This is a genomic window from Cedecea selenatireducens (assembly GCF_042138895.1).
Lineage (GTDB): Bacteria > Pseudomonadota > Gammaproteobacteria > Enterobacterales > Enterobacteriaceae > Cedecea > Cedecea selenatireducens.
In genome coordinates this window covers 1-22,653 of sequence record NZ_JBHIKW010000006.1, presented here as the reverse complement: position 1 = coordinate 22,653, position 22,653 = coordinate 1, and the positions used below count along the sequence as shown (strand labels likewise).

Here is a 22,653-nt window from a genome sequence, read left to right as displayed (position 1 = left end):
TAATTGTGTACATCCCGCAGATAAAATGCCAGTCCGCAAGGCTGGCATTTTTTTATCGTCAGCCACTGGAGCTACTCGCGCGCTAACGCATCGATAGGATTCAGCCGAGCCGCGTTTCTGGCCGGCAGCCAGCCAAACAGCACGCCCGTCGCGGTCGAACAGCCAAACGCGGTGAGCAGCGCAACCGGGGAGAAACCTATCTGCCAGCCCGGCAGCACCAGCTGCAGCGTGAAGGCAATCAGCAGCGACAGGGAAATCCCCAACGCCCCGCCGACCAGGCACACCAGCACCGCCTCAATTAAAAACTGCTGCAGCACGTCACTGGCTCGCGCCCCAACCGCCATGCGGATCCCAATCTCTTTGGTCCGCTCGGTAACCGACACCAGCATAATATTCATAACGCCGATCCCCCCCACCAGCAGCGAAATCACCGCCACCAGCGTCAGGAACATCTGAAGAGTACGTGTGGTCTTTTCCGCCGTTTTCAACAGCCCGTCCATGTTATAGCTGAAAAAGTCTTTCTTGCCGTGACGCAGCAACAGCAGGCGATTAAGCTGCTGCTCGGCTTCATGACTGTCATAGCCTTCTTTCACCCGCACGGTAATCGAGTTAAGCCAGCTCTGACCCATCACGCGCCCGGCCATCGTGTTATAAGGCAGCCAGACGCGTAGCACCTTGCTGCTGCCAAACATCGACTGTTTTTCTTCCGCCACGCCAATCACCGTCGCCGGCATGTTGCCGACCAGCACGACTTCGCCGACCACCTCACTTTTGTTCGGGAATAGCTGTCTTTTGCTATTGGCATCGAGCACCACGACCTGCGCGCGGCCGTTCATCTGTTCGTCATTAAAGCTTGCGCCCTGGCTCATCGTCATGCCGTAAACATCGAAATAGTCGCCGCTAACCCCATTGACGCTGGCCGCCGCATCCACGTTGCCGTAGCGCAGGCGCAAATTGCTGGAAATAGAGGGCGTGGCCGAACTCACCCAGGGCTGCTGGCGGATAGCCAGCAAATCATCATATTTCAGCGCCTGCTGGAACTGCGGATCGTCATCGCCGAAGTCTTTACCGGGATAAACGTCAATAGTGTTGGTCCCGATGGAGCGAATATCTTCCAGCACCATCTGTTTGGCGGCATCACCCACCACCACGATAGAAACCACCGAGGCAATACCAATAATAATGCCGAGCATGGTCAGCAACGTGCGCATCTTGTTTGCAGCCATCGCCAGCCACGCCATACCGAGTGCCTCGCGGAAGCTGCTGATAACCTGCTGTACGGATGAGCCGCTTCTTAGCGCCTGATTTTCAACCGCCCGCGCCGCAGGCTGATGAACCGGCGGCGGGTTGCTGATAATTTCGCCGTCGCGAATTTCGATAATACGCTGAGCCTGCGCCGCAACCGCCAGGTCGTGGGTCACGATAATCACCGTATGCCCGCGCTCACGAAGCTGCTTCAGGGTTGCCATCACCTCTTCGCCGGAATGGCTGTCGAGTGCACCGGTGGGTTCATCGGCCAGAATCACCTGCCCGCCGTTCATCAGCGCACGTGCGATACTGACCCGCTGCTGCTGCCCGCCCGAAAGCTGCGAAGGAAGATATTCCACCCGCTCCTTCAGCCCAAGACGCCCCAGCAACTCGTGCGCACGCTGCTGCCGCTGGGCTCTCGTTGTCCCGGCATAGACCGCAGGAACCTCAACGTTTTGCGAAGCATTCAGGTGAGAGAGCAGATGGTAACGTTGGAAGATAAAGCCGAAATGCTCGCGGCGTAGCGTCGCCAGCGCATCGTTATCCAGCCCCGCGACATCCACGCCAGCCACCTTGTAGCTCCCGTGGCTTGGCTTATCCAGACAGCCAAGAATGTTCATTAGCGTAGACTTGCCGGAGCCGGATGCACCGACAATCGCCACCATTTCCCCGGCCTCAATCGTCAGGCTGATGCCCTTCAGCACCTCCACCTGCTCTTCACCGGAGGGATAGCTACGACGAATATCCTTTAGCTCAAGCAGCGCCGTCATTTGCTGCTCCCGGCGTTGGCGCGACCAGTCACCACCTCTTCGCCTTCTTCCAGCCCGTTCACGACCTGAACCTGGGTGTCGTTACGCATGCCGATGGTTATCTCACGCACTTTCGTTTCGCCGTTGCGCAGCACGGTGATGTTATAGCGATTATCACCAATCGGTTCGCCCAGCGCGGCCAGCGGAATGGTCAGCACATCTTTTACGCCACCCAGCTGAATATGCACCTGCGCGGTCATATCGAGACGCAGAATGCCTTTCGGATTCGGCACCTCAAAACGCGCATTGTAGAAGATAGCCTCGTTGACCTTATCCGGCGTCGGCAGGATATCCTTAAGCACGCCTTCATAGCGGGTCATCGGGTCTCCCAGCACGGTGAACCAGGCTTTCTGGCCCGGCTTAAGGTGAATCACATCGGCTTCGGACACCTGCGCCTTCACCAACATGGTGCTTAAATCCGCCAGCGTCAGGATATTCGGCGCCTGCTGAGCGGCAATCACGGTTTGCCCCTGCAGCGTCGTTATTTGCGTCACTTCGCCCGCCATTGGGGCAACAATGCGGGTAAATTCAAGATTCGTTTTCGCGGTGCTGAGTGAGGCCTGATTACGCTTGATTTGTGCATCAATGGTACCAATCTGCGCCTGTTTGACCGCCAGATCGGTTGCTGCCTTATCCAGATCCTGACGTGATACAGCCTGGGTCTTCGCCAGCGCCTGCTGACGAGAAAGCGTTACTGCGGCAAGCTTGCTTTCGGCTTCGGACTGCATGCGTTGCGCCCGCAGTTCCATCAGCGTGGCCTCCACCTCTTTAACCTGGTTTTCCGCCTGTTCCGGATCGATAACCCCCAGAAGCTGATCTTTTTTCACTTTATCGCCAATGCTCACCGACAGCGTTTTTAACTGCCCGCTCACCTGCGCACCCACGTCAACCTTGCGCACGGCATCAAGCTTTCCGGTAGCCAGAACGCTTTGCTGGAGAGAAGCCTTACGCACAATCATCGTCTGGTATTGCGGGGTTGGCGCATGCAAAAACTGCCATAGCCAGAGGAAAAATATCACCACTAATAGCGCGTAGAGCCAGTAACGTTTTTTGAATTTTCCCTTAAGTTTCATATAAGTCCTGAAATAGACAAAGCATGATTAAACAAATCTTAAACAAACTGCACAATGTGAAGAAGTGTAACAGTGATTGAATGTCGGTTGATATCCGGCGTGCTGAAATAGCGCCATCTTAGTCGAATTCAGGTTTTAATTATGTCCCAGATCGCTGCCACCCAAATCACCGAAACCCTGCCTCAAACGGGCTGGAAACTCTTCCTTTCTTTAGCAACAGGTGAGTGGCAGCCGGGAGCATCCTGGAGTAAGAAGGCTTATCGCCGCAAGTTTATTTTGCGCTCACTGGCGATGCCTGTGCATACCGCCAGCCTGATGAATAATCTTGCCAGCCAGCCGCACCTCGCCAGCATGCTAAACGCTCAGCCGGGGCTGCCTTGCCGCCTGCATCGCCCTTACCTCGCGCTGCCGCTTAACCGCAAGCATACGCGTGACACCATCGGTTACCACTACCAAAAAATTGCCGAGAAGATGCCGAAGAAGCTGCTCCACGGGCATTTCGCTACCGAAGGCTACCGCCTGGCAACGCTGGTGGGCAAGAACAACGAACTGATGTTTATCGACCTTACCTCCCATGATATCGAAGGCAAGGAAGGGGAAGCATTCCTGAACTTCTGTAATGAAGACGGCGTTCCGCTGGCGCGCATTACCTTCACCCTCAACCAGTTTGAAGGTAAAAACACCCTCTTCATAGGCTGCCTGCAAGGGGCAAAACCCTGGGTTCCTCATGAAGCAATTCAGGCTGCGACCAAAGCCTGCCACGGCCTGTTCCCGAAACGCATTCTGCTTGAAGTGGCCTGTGAACTGGCGAAGCTTCTCGACGCGGAACGCATTCTGGCGGTGAGCAACAGCACGCATATCTACCGCTCCTGGCGCTATGAGAAGAAGAAAAAAGACAGCCTACACGCTGACTATGACAGTTTCTGGAAATCCATGAGCGGCGAGCTGCGCGCCGACGGCCTGTTTGCCCTGCCGTCCAGCGTTGAGCGCAAACCACTGGAAGATATTGCGAGCAAAAAACGTGCGGAATACCGCCGCCGCTATGAGCTTCTGGACGGCATGATGAGCAATATCAACAGCCACTTCTAAACCCGAATGGCGAGCCGGGCGTTAATCCGCCCGGCCACGAGCCAGCCAAAGCACCCGGGAAAACATTTTACGAAACAGCGGTGGAACCGCATCCACGCCGCGACGCCCCGCCTCCAGCGCCACCTCAATGGCTAAATCCGGCTTTGACGAACGATGAATAGCCTTGGTAATAATCCGGCGCAAATTCATCGGCACGTTATCGGGCAGCTGTGCCACGCGATGAAACACGTCTGAAAACCCCTGCCGATACATAAAGTGCTCCATATCCAGAGCCGGAAGCGCCGTAAGATGATCGCGTTCCTGGTCGCGATCGTTATCCAGCAGGCCGCGAACCGTGGCGGCGTATTTTTTACCGGCGTCATCGCCGTCGACCAGCACGTGCCACTCAATGCCCATGCGCCGGGCGAACTTAATGAGAGGGCGCAGGCCGGACTGGGCGAATTCAATCACCTTCACGCCTTCGGCATCAAAATGGTGCCCACACTGTCGCGCCAGTTCGTTCATCACCCACACTTCGGTTTCACCTTCCACCAGCAGCCAGCAGCGGGAAAAGAGGGAAGAGGCGCGGTTAAAACGAATATGGAAAGCAATTCGCCGGCTGTCTTCCGCGTTCATGCCGCCCGGCCCTAATCGCCATGCCGCCACGCGCGAAGATTCACGCACCAGGCGACACACATGCTCAACCGGCGTCAGCGAGAGTAATTCGCCGGAATTTGTGGTGGTGATCTTTTGCAGCGGCAGCAGATTGAGCAGATGCCAGGCGACAGACAGCATGATCGGGTGCAGGCGTGTTTCCGGGTCTTCCACCAGCAGAAGCGGACGGGCATCGCGATCGAGCGCAATGCTGCCCTTCGCCTGCAGCAAGGTAGAAAACATGCCCAGCAGGATCATGCGGTGCGAACGGCTGCCCGGCTTGTCGATCATTCGGTTGATCACATCCAGATAGCGCCAGCTGCGCTGCTCATCATGGGAACGTCGCCGCATCAGGCGCTGATGAGCCACCGCGCCCTGTTCAGAAAAATAGTGCTCCAGCAGCTGCACCATGGCCGAAAGTCCCTGCCGTAGCTGCGCGTCGGTGAGGTTTTGCGGTCTCGACACCAGCTCCCGCGCCAGAAAATCCAGCTGGCGCGCCGTCAGCTCCGTATCCGGCATTTCGGGCATCCCGCCATTGCGTAGCCGCCGCATAAAGCGGGCGTCCCTGAGCCGCAGGACAGGATTCAGGCGCGTAATGTGCATCGCCATTTCGTCGATATTATCCAGCGTCAGCGGCTGGCCGTGAGCGTTGAGAAAACTGCGGAGCGTGAGTACCGTCCCTTCATCCCCAAGCTCCCCTTCCAGGCGATAATAGATACGATGAAATCCGTCGCTACCGGCAATCCAGACCGGAGCGAGATTCCTGTATCGCCGTCCTAAATGGTGGCCAGGTGCCGCCTCACGAAACGTCAGAATAATATGCAGATGGCTTTCACGCCCGTGCATCTCACCCGGTGGAAAATAGAAATCCTCGCGTACAAAATGGTACAGCTCCCGGTGCGGAGAAAGCAGCAGCGTCAGCGCATCCAGCAGGCTCGATTTACCCCAGGCGTTTTCGCCAATCAGCACATTGTTTTGCTCAAGCATTAACGACAAACGGTTAATACCACGAAAGCCAACAACCTCAACCCGCTCGAGAAACATACCGCCTCCTGTGCATCCGCCTTAAATTCCATCGTTCTTTTCGAGTATAGCGGCAAGCGGGAGAGCAATGTAACTACACGATGTCAAAGCGTTAAGGGATAAAACACGCCGCAATTATCATAATCAATTCATGCTGGGGAGCTATTTTTTGTTATCCAGAATATTCTTACTTCATTCAAAGATAATCTATACTTCCGACACCTCTCCTCATAAAAGGAATAACACCTCATTGCCCTAAATCAAAAAACAGGAATTTATTGTGCTGGTGGCGAATTGGCGAAATACCTAATATTAACGCGTATTTAATATTACTTTCGTCATTCACTTAATGACGGTGAATTAGCGACAATCGGGTTCGTGTGATTTAGCGCGTGAGCCGTAAGTTGTTTCTTGCTTTTAGAAGAGGTGGTTATGTTTAGAAAATTAGCAGCCGAGTTCTTCGGGACATTCTGGCTGGTATTTGGTGGCTGCGGTAGCGCGGTATTAGCGGCAGCATTCCCTGAATTAGGCATTGGTTTCGTGGGTGTGGCACTGGCATTTGGTTTAACCGTGCTGACCATGGCATTTGCCGTCGGTCATATCTCTGGCGGGCACTTTAACCCCGCGGTTACCCTTGGCCTGTGGGCCGGTGGTCGCTTCCCGGCAAAAGAAGTGATTGGCTACATCATTGCCCAGGTCATTGGCGGTATTGTTGCTGCGGGTATTCTGTATTTAATCGCCAGCGGTAAAACCGGCTTTGATGCTGCGGCCAGCGGTTTTGCCTCCAACGGCTACGGTGAACATTCACCGGGTGGATATTCCATGCTGTCCGCCATTGTTATTGAAATCGTATTAACCTGTGGTTTCTTAATTGTTATTCATGGCGCTACGGACAAATTCGCAGCCCCAGGTTTTGCCCCGATTGCCATTGGTCTGGCATTAACCTTAATTCACCTGATTAGCATTCCAGTCACCAACACTTCTGTAAACCCGGCGCGCAGTACCGCAGTCGCTATTTTCCAGGGCGGTTGGGCATTGGATCAGCTGTGGTTATTCTGGGTCATGCCAATTATTGGTGGGATCCTGGGCGGCGTTATTTATCGTACGCTGCTGGAAAAACGTAGCTAAGTCATTATGCAGGCTTACCCCGGTGAGCCTGCCATTTCCCCCATCCTCTCCCGCGTAAACCTTTTTCTTCGTCTCTACTCGACTCGTTTCCTTTCTTTCGGTAGTGTGACATCCGTCGTAACATTTTAACTACAAGGACTGTCCCACCCATGCTCTCAGGATTGCTTATTATCCTGGTGCCGCTGATCGCCGGCTACCTGATCCCACTGAAACAAACTCACCTGCTTAAGCTTATTAACCGCCTGCTGAGCTGGATTGTTTACGTGATCCTGTTCCTGATGGGCATTAGCCTGGCGTTTCTCGATAACCTCGCCAGCAATCTGCTGACCATCCTGCATTACTCTGTCATCAGCGTGGCCGTGATTATGCTGTGTAACGTAGCCGGCCTTTTACTGCTGGAACGTTCTCTGCCCTGGCGGCACCAACATAAACAGGAAAAACTGCCATCACGCCTGGCGATGGCGCTGGAGTCTTTGCAGCTTTGCGGCGTGGTCGCCCTCGGTTTCCTGCTGGGGCTGAGCGGGTTCGAAGTACTGCAACATGCCACCGAGGCAAGCGAATACACGCTTATCTTCCTGCTGCTGCTGGTCGGTATTCAGCTGCGTAACAGCGGCATGACCATCAAGCAAATCGTCCTCAACCGTCGCGGTATGATAGTCGCCGTCGTGGTCGTCCTGAGCTCGATGGTCGCCGGGGTGATAAACGCCATGATTCTCGGCTTGCCGATCAAGACCGGCCTGGCCATGGCTTCCGGGTTTGGCTGGTACTCGCTGTCCGGGATCCTGATGACCGAGTCTTACGGGCCGGTTATCGGCAGCGCCACCTTCTTTAATGACCTGGTGCGCGAACTGCTGGCGATTATGCTGATCCCGGCCCTGGTTCGCCGCAGCCGCTCTACGGCGCTTGGCCTTTGCGGTGCGACCTCGATGGACTTTACCCTGCCGGTTCTGCAGCGCAGCGGCGGCGTGGAAATTGTGCCTGCCGCCATCGTGCACGGCTTTATTCTTAGCCTGCTGACGCCGCTGCTGATGGCCTTCTTCGCCTCCTGATACCTCTCTGGCGGTAGCCTGCTGCCGCCAAAGTTGAGCTATATCAATCTCCCTTTAAGTTGCGCCAAAAAGTCCTTTAAACCTGTTCTGCTGAGGCCTAACCTTAAACATGTATTTAAAATATAACTTTAAGGTGAGATCATGTTTTGTGTGCAATGTGAACAGACCATCCGTACCCCGGCCGGCGATGGCTGTGCCTATGCCCAGGGCGTTTGCGGTAAAACGGCCCAGACTTCCGACCTGCAGGACCTGCTGATTGCGACATTGCAGGGGCTTTCCGCCTGGGCGGTCGCCGCTCGTGAACGCGGTATTATCGACCACGAAATTGATAACTTTGCCCCACGCGCCTTCTTCTCTACGTTGACCAACGTCAACTTCGACTCCGCCCGCATCGTAGGCTATGCCCGCGAAGCAATTACGATGCGTGAAGATCTGAAAGCCCGCACTCTGGCTATCAGTCCTTCGGCAGCCGTAACTAACCCAATGGCAGAGCTGCAGCTGGTCAGCAGCGACCTCGGGGAGCTTCAGCGTCAGGCCGCCGAATTTACGCCCAACCGCGATAAAGCCGACATTGGCGAAGACATTCTCGGCCTGCGCCTGCTGTGCCTGTACGGCATGAAAGGCGCTGCCGCGTATATGGAACACGCGCACGTGCTGGGCCAGTACGACAATGACATCTATGCCCAGTACCATAAAATCATGGCGTGGCTCGGCACCTGGCCTGCGGACATGGGCGCCCTGCTGGACTGCTCCATGGAAATCGGCCAGATGAACTTCAAAGTGATGAGCATTCTGGATCTCGGGGAAACCGGTAAATACGGCCACCCAACGCCAACCCAGGTTAACGTGCGTCCCGTGGCCGGGAAATGCATCCTGATTTCCGGCCATGACCTGAAGGATCTTTATAACCTGCTCGAGCAAACCGAAGGCACCGGCGTGAACGTCTATACCCACGGGGAAATGCTGCCGGCGCACGGCTACCCAGAGCTGCGTAAATTCAAGCATCTGGTCGGCAACTACGGCAGCGGCTGGCAGAACCAGCAAACCGAATTCGCCCGTTTCCCTGGCCCGATTGTGATGACCTCCAACTGCATCATCGACCCAACCGTGGGCGCGTACGATGACCGAATCTGGACCCGCAGCATCGTCGGCTGGCCGGGCGTCAGCCACCTGGAAGGCGACAACTTTGGCCCGGTGATTACCCAGGCTCAGCAAATGGCGGGCTTCCCGTACAGCGAAATCGAGCACCTGATCACCGTCGGCTTTGGCCGTCAGACCCTGCTGGGGGCGGCAGACACGCTTATCGATCTGGTCAGCCGTGAAAAACTGCGCCACATCTTCCTGGTCGGCGGCTGCGACGGGGCGCGTGGCGAACGTAACTACTTCACCGACTTCGCCACCAGCGTGCCTCAGGACTGCCTGATCCTGACCCTGGCCTGCGGGAAATATCGCTTTAACAAACTGGACTTCGGCGACATCGAAGGGCTGCCGCGTCTGGTAGATGCGGGCCAGTGTAACGACGCCTATTCGGCGATTATTCTGGCCGTGACGCTCGCAGAGAAACTGGGCTGCGGGGTGAACGATCTGCCGCTGAGCCTGGTGCTCTCCTGGTTCGAGCAAAAAGCGATTGTCATTCTGCTTACCCTGCTCTCACTTGGCGTCACGAATATCGTCACCGGCCCAACCGCGCCGGGCTTCCTCACGCCAAACCTGCTGGCGGTGCTGAACGAGAAATTTGGCCTGCGCGCCATCACTACCGTTGAGCAAGATATTCAACAGTTAATGAGCGCGTAAGGAGTCCCCATGACCATGCCAACGCCGCTGTGCCCGTATCGTATGCAGGTGCACCATATTCACCAGGAAACGCCGGATGTCTGGACGCTGTCGCTGATCAATCACGACTTCTACCCTTACAAAGCCGGGCAATATGCGCTGGTGAGCATTCGTAACGGCAGCGAGACTCTGCGGGCCTACACCCTCTCTTCCACACCGGGCATCAGCGAATTCATCACGCTGACGGTGCGGCGCATCGACGGCGGCGCTGGCTCCGGCTGGCTTACCGGCGAGGTGAAAGTGGGTGATTACCTGTGGCTGTCTGAAGCACAAGGGGAGTTTAGCTGCGAGAACCTGTCGTCAGAGCACTATCTGCTGCTGGCGGCGGGCTGCGGCGTCACGCCGATTATGGCCATGCGCCGCTGGCTGGCAAAGCATCGCCCGCAGGCGGACGTGCAGGTTATCTACAACGTGCGCTCTCCGCAGGACGTGATTTTTGCTGACGAATGGCGGCATTACCCGGTGACCCTGGTGGCGGAAAACAATGCTACTCAAGGCTTTATTGCCGGACGGCTGAGCCGCGAGATCCTGGCCTCGGTGCCGGATATCGCCGGCCGGACGGTAATGACCTGCGGGCCCGCGCCTTATATGGCCCAGGTTGAAAAAGAAGTGAAAGCGCTGGGGGTAACGGCGTTTTATCAGGAAGTGTTCTTTACGCCATCCGCTGCACCGTCAACGGGCGGCCTGAAGTTCACCACGCTGCAGCCGATGCGTGAGTTCTACTCACCGGTGGGCAGTACGCTGCTTGCCGCGCTCGAAAGCAACAGCGTGCCGGTGAATGCCGCCTGCCGCGCAGGCGTGTGCGGCTGCTGTAAAACGAAAGTGGTGTCAGGCGACTACACCGTCTCCAGCACCATGACGCTGACGGATGAGGAAATCGCCAGTGGCTATGTGCTGGCCTGCTCCTGTCATCCTCAGAGCGACCTGGTGCTCGCTTAAATCTGAAAAGGCACCTCGCGGTGCCTCTTCTTTTTCTACCGCCAGGCAGCCTTGCCAAACGCGTAACGCCCCGCACCACAAAAGACTATCGCCAGCGCGCCGAGGAAAAAGTACATCAGGCTCTCAATGCCCCAGGCCCCGGTTTTATCCAGCATAAAGGTTTCCCCCACGCCCACCAGCAGCCACGCCACGATCATGGTGAATACCAGCCCAATCGCGGACAGCCGCGTCAGGATCCCTAAAATAATCAGCAGCGGGGCAAGCACCTCACCCAGCAGCACGCCGTAGGCCACAAATTCCGGTATGCCGTGCGCAGCCAGCATCCCTTTAATGCCGCCCACGCCCCCAAACAGCTTATGCAGGCCGTGAAACAGCATCAGGCCACCTACCGCCAGGCGCAGGAATAATTTGCCCAGATCGTCTTTGCTTAGTGCGCCATTCACTGCATTTAACATTTTAGTAACCATATGAATTGCCACCCTTTTAAAATGATAACGAGAATAATTTACACTTAATATTCAGCAACAAATAGCCCTAATTTTAGGGAGGCTTTTACCTGCCCTTACGTGGAATTGAACTAAGCTTGTAAGCGCTATCACACTGGACAAGGAAAACCGATGAAACAATCCGTAGCGGCCTGGCTGGCCAAAACGCTTGAAAGCGCGGGCGTGAAACGTATCTGGGGCGTCACCGGCGATTCACTGAACGGCCTCAGCGACAGCCTCAATCGTATGGGGACCATCAAGTGGATGCCGACCCGCCATGAGGAGGTTGCCGCTTTCGCCGCCGGGGCAGAAGCGCACCTTACCGGAGAGCTTGCGGTTTGTGCTGGCTCGTGTGGGCCAGGCAACCTGCACCTCATTAACGGCCTGTATGACTGCCACCGAAACCACGTGCCCGTGCTCGCTATTGCCGCCCATATTCCTTCAAGCGAAATCGGCAGCGGTTACTTCCAGGAAACCCACCCCGAAGAGCTGTTCCGCGAGTGCAGCCACTACTGCGAGCTGGTCTCTAACCCGGAACAAATCCCGCAGATACTGGCGATAGCCATGCGTAAAGCCATCCTGAACCGCGGCGTTTCGGTCGTCGTCCTGCCGGGCGACGTGGCGCTTAAGCCTGCGCCGGAAAACGCGACCACTCACTGGTACCCGGCCCCTCAGCCCGTCGTGGTGCCGCATCATGACGAGCTGAAAAAACTCGCCCAGCTGCTGCGCTATAACGACAACATCGCCCTGATGTGCGGCAGCGGCTGTGCCGGCGCCCACGATGAACTGGTACAGCTGGCGGCCACGCTGAAAGCGCCTATTGTTCACGCCCTGCGCGGTAAAGAGCATGTCGAGTACAACAACCCCTATGACGTGGGCATGACCGGATTAATCGGCTTCTCGTCCGGCTTCCACACCATGATGAACGCCGACACGCTGATCCTACTCGGCACCCAGTTCCCGTACCGTGCGTTCTACCCGACGGATGCAAAAATTATCCAGATTGATATTAATCCCGGCAGCATCGGCGCGCACAGCAAGGTCGACATGGCGCTGATTGGCGATATCAAAGCCACGCTGGCCGCCCTGCTGCCGATGCTGGAAGAGAAAGCCGATCGCAGCTTCCTCGATAAAGCGCTCGAGAATTACCGCAAAGCACGTGAGGATCTGGACGATCTGGCAAAAGCCACCGAAGGCAAGCCAATCCACCCTCAATATCTGGCGCAGCAAATCAGCCATTACGCCGCCGATGATGCCATTTTTACCTGCGACGTAGGCACGCCGACCGTCTGGGCCGCACGCTATCTAAAAATGAACGGCAGGCGCCGTCTGCTGGGCTCGTTTAACCACGGCTCGATGGCTAACGCCATGCCGCAGGCGCTGGGCGCAAAAGCCACCGCCCCCGATCGTCAGGTCGTCGCCATGTGCGGCGACGGCGGCTTCAGCATGCTGATGGGTGATTTCCTGTCCGTCGCGCAAATGCAGCTGCCGATTAAAATAGTGGTCTTCAACAACAGCGTGCTGGGGTTTGTGGCCATGGAGATGAAAGCCGGGGGCTACCTCACCGACGGCACCGAACTCCACGACACCAACTTCGCCCGCATCGCCGAAGCCTGCGGCATCACCGGCATTCGCGTTGAAAAACCCGAAGAGCTGAACGCCGCGCTGGAACAGGCTTTTAGTACGGATGGCCCGGTGCTGGTGGACGTGGTTGTCGCCAAAGACGAGCTGGCTATTCCCCCGCAAATCAAACTGGAACAGGCTAAAGGATTCAGCCTGTATATGCTGCGCGCCATCATCAGCGGGCGCGGAGATGAAGTTATCGAGCTGGCGAAAACCAACTGGTTCCGGTAAAAAAGAAGGTTGCCCCAGGCGCCCGGATACTTGTCCGGGCGCAGCCTCTCGATAAAGGACCCGTCATGATCGATTTACGCAGCGATACCGTTACCCGCCCTTCCCGCGCCATGCTTGAGCAAATGATGGCCGCGCCGACCGGAGATGACGTTTACGGCGACGACCCGACCGTTAACGAGCTTCAGGAGTACGCGGCAAAAATCAGCGGGAAAGAAGCTGCCCTGTTTTTACCTACCGGCACTCAGGCTAACCTGGTGGCGTTGCTCAGCCACTGCGAGCGTGGCGAAGAGTACATCGTTGGCCAGGCCGCACATAACTACCTCTATGAAGCCGGTGGTGCAGCGGTACTGGGCAGCATTCAGCCTCAGCCTATCGAAGCGGATCGCGACGGCTCCCTGCCGCTGGACAAAGTGGCGGCCAAAATTAAGCCGGACGACATTCACTTCGCCCGCACTAAATTATTGAGCCTTGAGAACACCCATAACGGCAAAGTGCTGCCGCGCGAATATCTCCAGCAGGCCTGGGAGTTCACCCGCAAGCACAACCTGGCGCTGCACGTTGACGGCGCGCGTATCTTCAACGCCGTGGTTTCCTATGGCTGCCAGCTGGAAGACATTACCCGCTACTGCGACAGCTTCACCATCTGCCTGTCGAAAGGCCTGGGCACGCCGGTTGGCTCCCTACTGGTGGGCAGTAAAGAGTACATCAAACGTGCCATACGCTGGCGCAAGATGACCGGTGGCGGCATGCGCCAGGCCGGGATTCTGGCGGCGGCTGGCCTGTATGCGCTGAAAAATAACGTTGAGCGCCTGAAAGAAGATCACGATAACGCTCACTGGCTGGCTGGCGAGCTGCGTGAAATTGGCGTTGACGTAATGCGCCAGGATACCAACATGGTGTTCGTGCGCATGACGGCGGAAGAAGCGGAAGATTTAGGCCCCTACATGCGTGAGCGCGGCATCATCATCAGCGCGGGCCCGGCAACGCGCCTGGTCACCCATCTGGACGTCACCCGCAGTCAGCTGGCTGAAGTCGTCGCCCACTGGCGCAGCTTCCTGCAAAACTAACGGGAGTCAGGGACGATGGCAGAACCCCAAAGGATACTGGTCCTCGGCGCCAGCGGCTACATTGGCCAGCACCTGGTGCCTTTACTCGTGGCGGCGGGACATCACGTCACCGCCGCCGCACGCCGTATTGACTGGCTGAAAAAGCAGCCGTGGCCGGGCGTCGAATGTCGGCACGTTGACTTACACTGGCCGCACCGCCTGGGTGCCTTGCTGGAAAGCGTGGATACGGTTTATTACCTGATCCACAGCATGGGCGACGGCGATGATTTTCTGGAGTTCGAACGCCAGGCGGCGCTGAACATGCGCGACGCACTGACCGAGCATCCGGTCAAGCAGGTTATTTTCCTGAGTTCATTGCAGGCAAAAAGTGGGCAAACAAATTCGAAACACCTGAAGGCGCGGCAAATCACAGCAGATATCCTGCGCGATTCCGGCGTTCCGGTCACCGAACTGCGGGCAGGAATTATTGTTGGCGCAGGCTCGGCGGCCTTCGAGGTCATGCGTGATATGGTTTACAACCTGCCGGTGCTCACGCCACCGCGCTGGGTGCGCTCCCGCACCTCACCTATTGCCCTGGATAACCTGCTGCATTACCTGGTCGCGCTGTTAGATAATCCTGCGACAGGCCACCGCCTGTTTGAAGCCGCAGGCCCGGAAGTGCTCAGCTACCAGCAGCAGTTTGAGCGCTTTATGGCTATCAGCGGCCGCCGTCGTCCGTTGATTCCCGTCCCTCTGCCCACCAGCTGGATTTCCGTGTGGTTTCTGAACGTCATCACCTCCGTGCCGCCCGGCATCGCCAAAGCGCTGATTCAGGGGCTTGAACACGATCTGCTGGCGGATGACCGCAGCCTGCGAGAGCTCATCCCGCAGCAGCTCATCAGCTTTGACGACGCCGTACGCCTGACGCTGGCGAACGAACACCAGCTCGCCAACTCGCAGGACTGGGGCTATGACGCTCAGGCGTTTGCCCGCTGGCGGCCAGATTACGGTTTTTTTGCCAAACAGGCGGGCTGCACGCTCACCACCCACGCCGATCTCCGTTCACTGTGGCAGGTCATTAACCAGCTCGGCGGCAAAGAAGGCTACTTTTTTGGCAATGCCCTGTGGAAGACCCGCGCGCTGATGGATTTGCTGGTCGGGCATCGGCTTGCTAAAGGGCGGCCTGAAAAAGCCATGCTGGAAGTGGGCGACACCGTGGATAGCTGGAAAGTGATTATTGCCGAGCCGGAAAAAGAGCTGACGCTGCTGTTCGGCATGAAAGCGCCGGGGCTCGGGCGGCTTTCCTTCACATTGCAGGATGACGGCAACCAGCGCACGCTCGACGTCAGGGCCTGGTGGCATCCTCACGGCTGCGCCGGTTTGCTCTACTGGCTGGTGATGATCCCCGCCCATTTATTTATCTTTAAGGGAATGGCGCGGCGAATTGTTCATTTAGCGGAACAAAACTCGATCAAAAAGAGATGTTAGCTCTTAATCTTTCAGTATTCCCATTGCATGCGCTGCCGTTTCACGGAAAAATGCGCAGCGTTAATCTCAAATATAACGAGTTGGTCACATGAAGGTACTGGTCACCGGCGCAACCAGCGGTTTAGGCCGAAACGCGGTCGAATATTTACGCGCCAGGGGCGTCAGCGTCCGGGCAACCGGGCGCAACGAAGCGATGGGCAAGCTGCTGCAAAAGATGGGCGCAGAATTTGTCCATGCCGACCTGACGGAGCTGGTCTCTTCCCAGGCTAAAGTGATGCTCGCGGATGTCGACACGCTGTGGCACTGCTCCAGCTTTACCTCGCCGTGGGGAACCCAGCAGGCCTTTGACCTCGCCAACGTCCGCGCCACCCGCCGCCTGGGCGAATGGGCCGTGGCCTGGGGCGTGCGCGACTTTATTCACATCTCGTCGCCGTCGCTCTACTTCGACTACCACCACCACCGCAACATCAGCGAAGATTTCCGCCCGGTGCGCTTTGCCAACGAATTTGCCCGCAGCAAAGCCGCCAGCGAAGAGGTTATTCAGCTACTGGCGCAGGCCAACCCGAACACCCGCTTCACCATCCTGCGCCCGCAAAGCCTGTTCGGGCCGCACGACAAAGTGTTTTTCCCGCGCCTGGTGCAGATGATGCGCCACTACGGGAGCGTGCTGCTGCCGCGCGGCGGCGATGCGCTGGTGGATATGACCTATCTGGAAAACGCGGTGCATGCGATGTGGCTGGCGACGCAGCAACAGAACTTACCGTCCGGCCGCGCGTACAACATCACCAACATGGAAGCTCGCCCGCTGCGGACCATCGTGCAGAAGCTTATCGACGAGCTGGGCATCAAATGCCGCATCCGCTCGGTGCCGTACCCGATGCTGGACATCATCGCCCGCAGCCTGGAGCACTTTGGCAATAAATCGGCCAAAGAACCGGTGCTCACGCACTACGGCGTCTCCAAGCTGAACTTCGATCTGACCCTGGATACAACACGAGCGGAAACGGAGCTGGGCTACCAGCCTATCATCACCCTTGATGAAGGCATTCGGCGCACCGCGCTGTGGCTTAAAGATCACGGCACGCTGCACCGCGGCTAGCCCTGCCCGTATTTCTCCAGGAGTGCTTCGGCTATCGCCTGGCTTTCTGCATCCGCTTCGCCGCTATAATTCGCCGGGCGGAAATGCATCTGGAAGGCGGTAATCACCCTTTTCTGCTGCGCATCGGTCATGCCCGGCAACACTTCGTAGCCATAGCGGGAAAGTAAATCCAACAGCTCCGCCTTATCCACCGGTTGATAAGGGCCACGGCCATTGAGATAAAATGCCACCCGCGCCGCATCTGGCCATGCGCCAATCCCTTTTTCCGCAAAGTGCTTCCAGGGGAACAGCGGACCCGGGTCAACCTTGCGCTGCGGGGCAATGTCTCCGTGAGCCACCACATTCTGCGGCGCGATGTTATAGCGCGCAACAATCTGCTTCGCTAAATCTTCAAGTACCGCAATCTGCGGCTGGCTGAACGGATAGAAGCGCTGAACGCCCCCGATTCGCGTGTAGCCCTGGTTTTCCAGCTCAATCCCCACGGAAGTATCATTGATGCGCGTAGCGCCTCGCCAGAAGCTTATCCCCGCGTGCCAGGCCAGCTGTTCTTCTGGCACCAGCTGCCAGACAACGGGTTTCCCACCGGACAGCGGTGGCTTAGCCGGAATCAGATAGTGAGCGCTGACGTTACGATCTGTGAGCGTGGAGAGCGACCCTGAAAAATCATCCGCGGTGTAGTGGATAACCAGGATTTTCACCCGTGGATAAGCGGCCTGAGCCTGGTGTCTGGTGTCTACTTTAAAGCTGCCCCGATCGACAATCCCTTTTTGGCCGGCGCAGCCCGCCAGCAGCAGCGCCAGGGCAAGCGCTAAGATCCTGGCTTTCATTTCCGTGTTTTCACCGCCGTGCCGCTGACGCAAACCATCAGCATACTGCCGTCCTTACCCACGGTTTCGTAATCGATATCTATCCCGACTACCGCATTAGCCCCCAGGCTTTCGGCCTGCTCCTGAATTTCGCGGAACGCGATATCCCGCGCTTTACGTAATTCTTTTTCATAAGCACCGGAACGCCCGCCGACGATGTCGCGAACCCCGGCAAAAAAATCGCGGAAAATATTAGCCCCCAGGATAGCTTCCCCGGTCACTACACCGCAGTATTCAGTAATGATGTGGCCTTCCAGGCCCGGCGTCGTTGTAAACTGCATCTCGTTCTCCTCTCTTTGCCATCAACATGTTAGCCCGGCAATCGCCACGCGATTTTGAGCCAATACGCTATGCTAAGGTAGTCCTCCTGAGAAAATAAGGAAATAAAAATGCGCAGCTCAGCTTTGGCTCTTCTCCCCTGTGCGCTGGTTCTGTCGGCCTGTACTACCGTAACGCCAGCCTTTAAAGACATCGGCACCCGCAGCGGCCCCTGCGTCAGCGGCGGCCCGGATGACGTCGCTCAGCAGTTCTATGACTACCGCATCGCCCACAAAGGTGAAGGCCTGAGTTCCGTCGCCGCGCTGCGGCCTTACCTGAGTGATTCCCTGCTCCAGCTGCTGCAAAAATCCAGCACCTCACCGGCCGCACAAAACGCGTTTACCCGCAGCGATATCTTCTCCAGCCAGTCCGAAGGGCCAGATAAAGCAAGCGTTGCCTCTGCGTCAACTATCCCTAATACCGACGCGCGCAATCTTCCGCTGCGGGTCGAGCTCACTCGCGGCAGCCAGACCTGGAAAGATGAAGTGCTGATGGTGCGCGAAGGCCAGTGCTGGGCGGTGGACGATGTGCGTTATCTCGGTGCAGCAAGCCACGCGCCAACCGGCACGCTGCGGCAGGCGGTTGAAGGGAAATAGCGGCAATTTTGGCTTACGCTATGCGGGTGGAAAAAACGTAACCCCTGTAAATAGTCTGGCATTTTCAGGGAATGCGGTTTTTTATACTTAGCCACCACCCGCCTCGCTATTTTGTGCTAACTTTACGCCATGAAAGCAGTTATTTTTAAGTTTTAACGCACAAAGATTGCATAACTATTCTGTTAAAGGTACCCTTTGCGGCCTCAATTGCTATTCAACTTCAGCGCATGAGTATTCAACTAGACAGCATTAATTGCTTTTACGGTGCCCATCAGGCGCTGTTCGACATCACACTACATTGCCCGCAGGGTGAGACGCTGGTATTGCTGGGCCCAAGCGGCGCCGGCAAGAGTTCACTTTTGCGCGTGCTTAACCTGCTCGAGATGCCGCGTTCCGGCAAACTCAGCATCGCAGGCAATAATTTCGACTTCTCCAAAGCCCCCGGCGACAAAGCGATTCGCGAACTGCGCCAGAACGTCGGCATGGTCTTCCAGCAATACAATCTGTGGCCGCACCTCACCGTGCTGCAAAACCTGATTGAAGCGCCGTGCCGCGTGCTGGGCTTAAGTAAAGATAAAGCCCGCGAACGCGCCGATAAGCTGCTTGAACGCCTGCGCCTGAAGCCGTATATGGATCGCTATCCGCTGCACCTTTCCGGCGGTCAGCAGCAGCGCGTGGCTATTGCCCGCGCACTGATGATGGAGCCGCAGATTCTGCTGTTTGATGAGCCTACTGCCGCCCTCGACCCGGAAATCACCGCGCAGATCGTCAGCATTATTCGCGAGCTGGCGGAAACCAACATTACTCAGGTCATCGTGACCCATGAAGTAGAAGTGGCGCGTAAAACCGCCAGCCGCGTGGTGTATATGGAAAACGGCCACATCATCGAACAAGGTGATGCCAGCTGCTTTGCTAACCCGCAAACCGATGCGTTTAAATTCTATCTCTCTCACTGATGTTGAACGGGAAAACGACAATGAAAAAAGTTTTGCTGGCCACTCTTTTAGCCACTCTGAGCCTTTCTGCTACCGCCGCACAGACTATCCGTTTTGCTACCGAAGCCTCTTACCCTCCGTTTGAGTCTATCGACGCCAACAACAAGATCGTCGGCTTTGACGTTGACCTGGCTAACGCCCTGTGCAAACAGATCGATGCCACCTGTACCTTTACCAATCAGGCGTTCGACAGCCTGATCCCAAGCCTGAAATTCCGCCGTATTGACGCGGTAATGGCGGGGATGGACATCACGCCTGAGCGTGAAAAACAGGTGCTGTTCACCAAGCCTTACTATGACAACTCCGCGCTGTTTGTTGGCGTGAAGGGCAAGAACGCTGATATCAGCGCGCTGAAAGGCAAGAAAGTGGGTATCCAGAACGGGACCACGCACCAGAAATACATCACCGATAAGCACCCGGAAATCACCACCGTGCCTTATGACAGCTATCAGAACGCTAAGCTTGATCTGCAGAACGGCCGTATTGATGCCGTCTTCGGCGATACCGCCGTGGTGACCGAATGGCTGAAAGCCAACCCGGAACTGGTTGCCGTGGGTGATAAAGTGACCGACAAAGATTACTTCGGCACCGGCCTCGGCATCGCCCTGCGCCAGGGCAACACTGACCTGCAGAGCAAATTCAACGCCGCGCTGGATAAAGTGAAACAAGATGGCACCTACAAAGCCATCTACGACAAATGGTTCCAGAAGTAATCGACTCGATGAACGAATTGTTTCCATTAGCAAGCGCCGCCGGGATGACCGTCGGCCTTGCCGTTTGTGCCCTGATAGTCGGCCTCGTGCTGGCGATGATCTTTGCCGTCTGGGAGTCCGCCAAATGGCGCCCGTTGGCATGGATTGGCTCAGGGCTGGTCACGCTTTTCCGTGGCCTGCCTGAAATTCTGGTGGTGCTGTTTATCTACTTCGGCTCCTCCCAGCTGCTGCTGATGCTCTCTGACGGCTTTACCATTAACCTCGGTTTTGCCGCGATTCCGGTCAAAATGGAGATTGAGAACTTTGACGTCAGCCCGTTCCTCTGCGGCGTGATTGCCCTCTCCCTGCTCTATTCCGCCTATGCGTCGCAGACGCTGCGCGGCGCGCTGAAAGCGGTGCCGGTTGGGCAATGGGAATCAGGCCAGGCGTTGGGGTTATCCCAAACCGCGATTTTCTTCCGGCTGGTGATGCCGCAGATGTGGCGCCACGCGCTGCCGGGTCTGGGTAACCAGTGGCTGGTATTGCTGAAAGACACCGCCCTGGTGTCGCTTATCAGCGTGAACGACCTGATGCTGCAAACTAAAAGCATTGCCACCCGCACCCAGGAGCCGTTTACCTGGTACGTGATTGCCGCGGCAATTTACCTGGTTATCACCCTGCTGAGCCAGTACATCCTGAAACGTATCGACCTGCGCGCCACGCGCTTTGAACGGAGACCTGACTGATGCTCGAGTACTTACCGGAGCTGATGAAAGGTCTGCACACCAGCCTGACGCTCACCGCCGCTTCTATTGCCGTAGCGCTCGTGCTGTCGCTGCTGTTCACCATCGTTCTGACGCTGAAAACGCCGGGGCTGGTGCACATTGTGCGCGTCTACATCACGCTGTTTACCGGCACGCCGCTGCTGGTGCAAATCTTCCTCATTTACTACGGGCCGGGGCAGTTCCCGTCGCTTCAGCACTATCCGGTGCTGTGGCATCTGCTTTCCGAACCCTGGCTGTGCGCCTTGATTGCGCTGTCGCTCAACAGCGCCGCGTACACCACGCAGCTATTTTACGGCGCTATCAGAGCCATTCCTGAAGGCCAATGGCAGTCCTGTAGCGCTCTGGGGATGAGCAAGAAAGACACGCTGGCTATCCTGCTGCCGTATGCCTTCAAGCGTGCGCTCTCTTCCTATTCAAACGAAGTAGTGCTGGTCTTTAAAAGTACCTCGCTTGCCTACACCATCACGCTGATGGAAGTGATGGGCTACGGGCAGCTGCTGTACGGACGTACCTATGATGTGGCCGTTTTTGGCGCAGCCGGGCTGGTCTACCTTATTGTTAACGGACTTCTCACACTGCTGATGCGCTTTATCGAACGCCGGGCGCTGGCCTTCGAGCACCGAAGCTAGAAAGGTTAATAGGAAAGCGGGGAAAACCCCGCTTTTTTTACGCCCAAATAAATATAATTATACATTTTTATTGCATATAAATTCACATTTTGGCATGGTTGTTTGACGTCGGGAAACGACGATTTAAAACAATATTGACAGACGGGAGCAACACGCATGAAAAAGTTACTGTTAGCCGCAATCCTGGCTACAACCGCATTTGGCGCGGCTGCAGCGGAAAAAATCAGCTTCGGATCTTCGGCAACATATCCTCCTTTTGAATCTCTGGACGCCAGCAATCAGATCGTCGGTTTCGATATCGATCTGGCGAAAGCGCTATGCAAACAAATGCAGGCTGAATGTACCTTCACCAACCACGCCTTCGACAGCCTTATCCCATCGCTGAAGTTCCGCAAATACGATGCGGTCATTTCCGGTATGGACATCACGCCGGAGCGTGCAAAGCAGGTCGCCTTTACCAACCCGTACTATGCCAACTCGGCGGTGGTGATTGCGAAAAAAGGCCAGTTTACGTCGCTGGACGACCTTAAGGGCAAACGCATCGGGATGGAAAACGGCACCACGCACCAGAAATATCTGCAGGATAAACATCCTGAGATCAAAACCGTCTCTTATGACAGCTACCAGAACGCGATCATTGACCTGAAAAATGGCCGTATCGATGGCGTGTTCGGCGATACCGCCGTAGTGAACGAATGGCTGAAAACCAACCCGCAGCTGGCTACCGTGGGCGAGCATGTGACCGACGCGCAGTACTTTGGCACCGGTTTAGGGATTGCGGTTCGCCCGGATAATCAGGCGCTGCTGAAGAAACTCAACGATGCGCTGGCGGCAATTAAAGCAGACGGGACTTACCAGAAGATTAGCAATCAGTGGTTCCCGCAGTAAGTTTGTTCTCATCGCGATCCTCTGGGGAGTGAAAGTACAGCGATAGAGTCGTCACAAAATACCCTCTATTATGAAGGATTAGCTACAG

General features: G+C 56.4%; 21 protein-coding genes. 15 read left to right on the top strand and 6 right to left on the bottom strand.

Going from position 1 to position 22,653, the window contains the following annotated elements; all coding sequences use genetic code 11:
* Nucleotides 1–71 precede the first annotated feature (71 nt).
* Both macB and macA read right to left on the bottom strand, forming a co-directional pair.
* Complete coding sequence (gene macB, locus ACE38U_RS11495; RefSeq protein WP_375529780.1) at nt 72–2,018, bottom strand: macrolide ABC transporter ATP-binding protein/permease MacB; 1,947 nt, start codon at nt 2,016–2,018, stop codon at nt 72–74.
* Nucleotides 2,015–3,130 (bottom strand): macrolide transporter subunit MacA, encoded by a 1,116-nt coding sequence (gene macA / locus ACE38U_RS11490; protein WP_038474106.1) that lies wholly within the window; start codon nt 3,128–3,130, stop codon nt 2,015–2,017. The genes macB and macA overlap by 4 nt, the downstream gene beginning before the upstream one ends.
* Before the next feature lie 141 nt (nt 3,131–3,271).
* Here macA and ACE38U_RS11485 point away from each other — a divergent pair, with 141 nt between their 5' ends.
* Nucleotides 3,272–4,219: a VirK/YbjX family protein gene (locus ACE38U_RS11485; protein ID WP_375529779.1), complete on the top strand. Its 948-nt coding sequence runs from the start codon at nt 3,272–3,274 to the stop codon at nt 4,217–4,219.
* Between the two features lie 21 nt (nt 4,220–4,240).
* Here ACE38U_RS11485 and ACE38U_RS11480 read toward each other — a convergent pair whose 3' ends face one another.
* The gene (locus ACE38U_RS11480; RefSeq protein WP_375529778.1) at nt 4,241–5,896 is read right to left on the bottom strand and encodes an ATP-dependent endonuclease; all 1,656 of its coding nucleotides are present in this window, start codon (nt 5,894–5,896) and stop codon (nt 4,241–4,243) included.
* A gap of 411 nt (nt 5,897–6,307) precedes the next feature.
* On the opposite strand from ACE38U_RS11480, the gene aqpZ reads away from it, so the two are divergent.
* From aqpZ to hcr, 4 genes are all read left to right on the top strand, one after another.
* Nucleotides 6,308–7,003: an aquaporin Z gene (gene aqpZ, locus ACE38U_RS11475; protein WP_038474115.1), complete on the top strand. Its 696-nt coding sequence runs from the start codon at nt 6,308–6,310 to the stop codon at nt 7,001–7,003.
* Between the two features lie 149 nt (nt 7,004–7,152).
* A complete protein-coding gene (locus ACE38U_RS11470; RefSeq protein ID WP_038474118.1) occupies nt 7,153–8,052 on the top strand; it encodes a LysO family transporter in 900 nt (299 codons plus the stop codon).
* 141 nt (nt 8,053–8,193) lie between these two features.
* Nucleotides 8,194–9,846 carry a hydroxylamine reductase gene (hcp, locus tag ACE38U_RS11465; protein ID WP_038474121.1) on the top strand — a complete coding sequence of 551 codons (1,653 nt, stop codon included), beginning with the start codon at nt 8,194–8,196 and terminating at the stop codon, nt 9,844–9,846.
* Between the two features lie 9 nt (nt 9,847–9,855).
* Entirely contained in the window at nt 9,856–10,824 is a 969-nt protein-coding gene (hcr, locus tag ACE38U_RS11460) for an NADH oxidoreductase (protein ID WP_176982762.1), read from the top strand.
* A 35-nt stretch (nt 10,825–10,859) separates the two neighbouring features.
* Here the strand turns inward: hcr and ACE38U_RS11455 are convergent, their stop codons facing one another.
* Complete coding sequence (locus ACE38U_RS11455) at nt 10,860–11,291, bottom strand: DoxX family protein (protein ID WP_038474127.1); 432 nt, start codon at nt 11,289–11,291, stop codon at nt 10,860–10,862.
* A gap of 150 nt (nt 11,292–11,441) precedes the next feature.
* Here ACE38U_RS11455 and poxB point away from each other — a divergent pair, with 150 nt between their 5' ends.
* The 4 genes from poxB (at nt 11,442) to ACE38U_RS11435 (ending at nt 16,796) form a co-directional block, all read left to right on the top strand.
* Complete coding sequence (gene poxB / locus ACE38U_RS11450) at nt 11,442–13,163, top strand: ubiquinone-dependent pyruvate dehydrogenase (protein WP_375529777.1); 1,722 nt, start codon at nt 11,442–11,444, stop codon at nt 13,161–13,163.
* 65 nt (nt 13,164–13,228) lie between these two features.
* Nucleotides 13,229–14,230, top strand: coding sequence for a low-specificity L-threonine aldolase (gene ltaE / locus ACE38U_RS11445; RefSeq protein WP_038474133.1), 1,002 nt, complete (start codon nt 13,229–13,231; stop codon nt 14,228–14,230).
* A 15-nt stretch (nt 14,231–14,245) separates the two neighbouring features.
* Nucleotides 14,246–15,697 carry an SDR family oxidoreductase gene (locus tag ACE38U_RS11440; protein WP_375529776.1) on the top strand — a complete coding sequence of 484 codons (1,452 nt, stop codon included), beginning with the start codon at nt 14,246–14,248 and terminating at the stop codon, nt 15,695–15,697.
* An 88-nt stretch (nt 15,698–15,785) separates the two neighbouring features.
* Nucleotides 15,786–16,796 (top strand): 3-beta-hydroxysteroid dehydrogenase, encoded by a 1,011-nt coding sequence (locus ACE38U_RS11435; protein WP_038474139.1) that lies wholly within the window; start codon nt 15,786–15,788, stop codon nt 16,794–16,796.
* On the opposite strand, the gene ACE38U_RS11430 is transcribed toward ACE38U_RS11435, so the two are convergent.
* Together ACE38U_RS11430 and ACE38U_RS11425 are read right to left on the bottom strand one after the other, a co-directional pair.
* On the bottom strand, nt 16,793–17,623 hold the full coding sequence (locus tag ACE38U_RS11430) for an N-acetylmuramoyl-L-alanine amidase (RefSeq protein WP_038474142.1): 831 nt from the start codon (nt 17,621–17,623) through the stop codon (nt 16,793–16,795). The two genes, ACE38U_RS11435 and ACE38U_RS11430, sit on opposite strands and share 4 nt — an antisense overlap.
* Complete coding sequence (locus tag ACE38U_RS11425; RefSeq protein ID WP_038474145.1) at nt 17,620–17,943, bottom strand: heavy metal-binding domain-containing protein; 324 nt, start codon at nt 17,941–17,943, stop codon at nt 17,620–17,622. Before ACE38U_RS11425 ends, ACE38U_RS11430 begins: the two co-directional genes overlap by 4 nt.
* A 108-nt stretch (nt 17,944–18,051) precedes the next feature.
* On the opposite strand from ACE38U_RS11425, the gene ACE38U_RS11420 reads away from it, so the two are divergent.
* The 6 genes from ACE38U_RS11420 to artJ (ACE38U_RS11395) all read left to right on the top strand — a co-directional run bounded on the left by ACE38U_RS11420 (nt 18,052) and on the right by artJ (ACE38U_RS11395) (nt 22,565).
* Nucleotides 18,052–18,576: a lipoprotein gene (locus tag ACE38U_RS11420; protein WP_375529775.1), complete on the top strand. Its 525-nt coding sequence runs from the start codon at nt 18,052–18,054 to the stop codon at nt 18,574–18,576.
* A 227-nt stretch (nt 18,577–18,803) separates the two neighbouring features.
* On the top strand, nt 18,804–19,532 hold the full coding sequence (gene artP, locus ACE38U_RS11415; RefSeq protein ID WP_375529774.1) for an arginine ABC transporter ATP-binding protein ArtP: 729 nt from the start codon (nt 18,804–18,806) through the stop codon (nt 19,530–19,532).
* A 20-nt stretch (nt 19,533–19,552) separates the two neighbouring features.
* Nucleotides 19,553–20,284, top strand: coding sequence for an arginine ABC transporter substrate-binding protein (gene artJ, locus ACE38U_RS11410; RefSeq protein ID WP_038474155.1), 732 nt, complete (start codon nt 19,553–19,555; stop codon nt 20,282–20,284).
* 8 nt (nt 20,285–20,292) lie between these two features.
* Nucleotides 20,293–21,009, top strand: a complete 717-nt coding sequence (gene artQ, locus ACE38U_RS11405; RefSeq protein ID WP_038474157.1) for an arginine ABC transporter permease ArtQ — start codon at nt 20,293–20,295, stop codon at nt 21,007–21,009.
* A complete protein-coding gene (gene artM, locus ACE38U_RS11400) occupies nt 21,009–21,677 on the top strand; it encodes an arginine ABC transporter permease ArtM (protein ID WP_038474160.1) in 669 nt (222 codons plus the stop codon). Before artQ ends, artM begins: the two co-directional genes overlap by 1 nt.
* A 156-nt stretch (nt 21,678–21,833) precedes the next feature.
* Nucleotides 21,834–22,565 carry an arginine ABC transporter substrate-binding protein ArtJ gene (gene artJ / locus ACE38U_RS11395; protein WP_176982768.1) on the top strand — a complete coding sequence of 244 codons (732 nt, stop codon included), beginning with the start codon at nt 21,834–21,836 and terminating at the stop codon, nt 22,563–22,565.
* Nucleotides 22,566–22,653 lie beyond the last annotated feature (88 nt).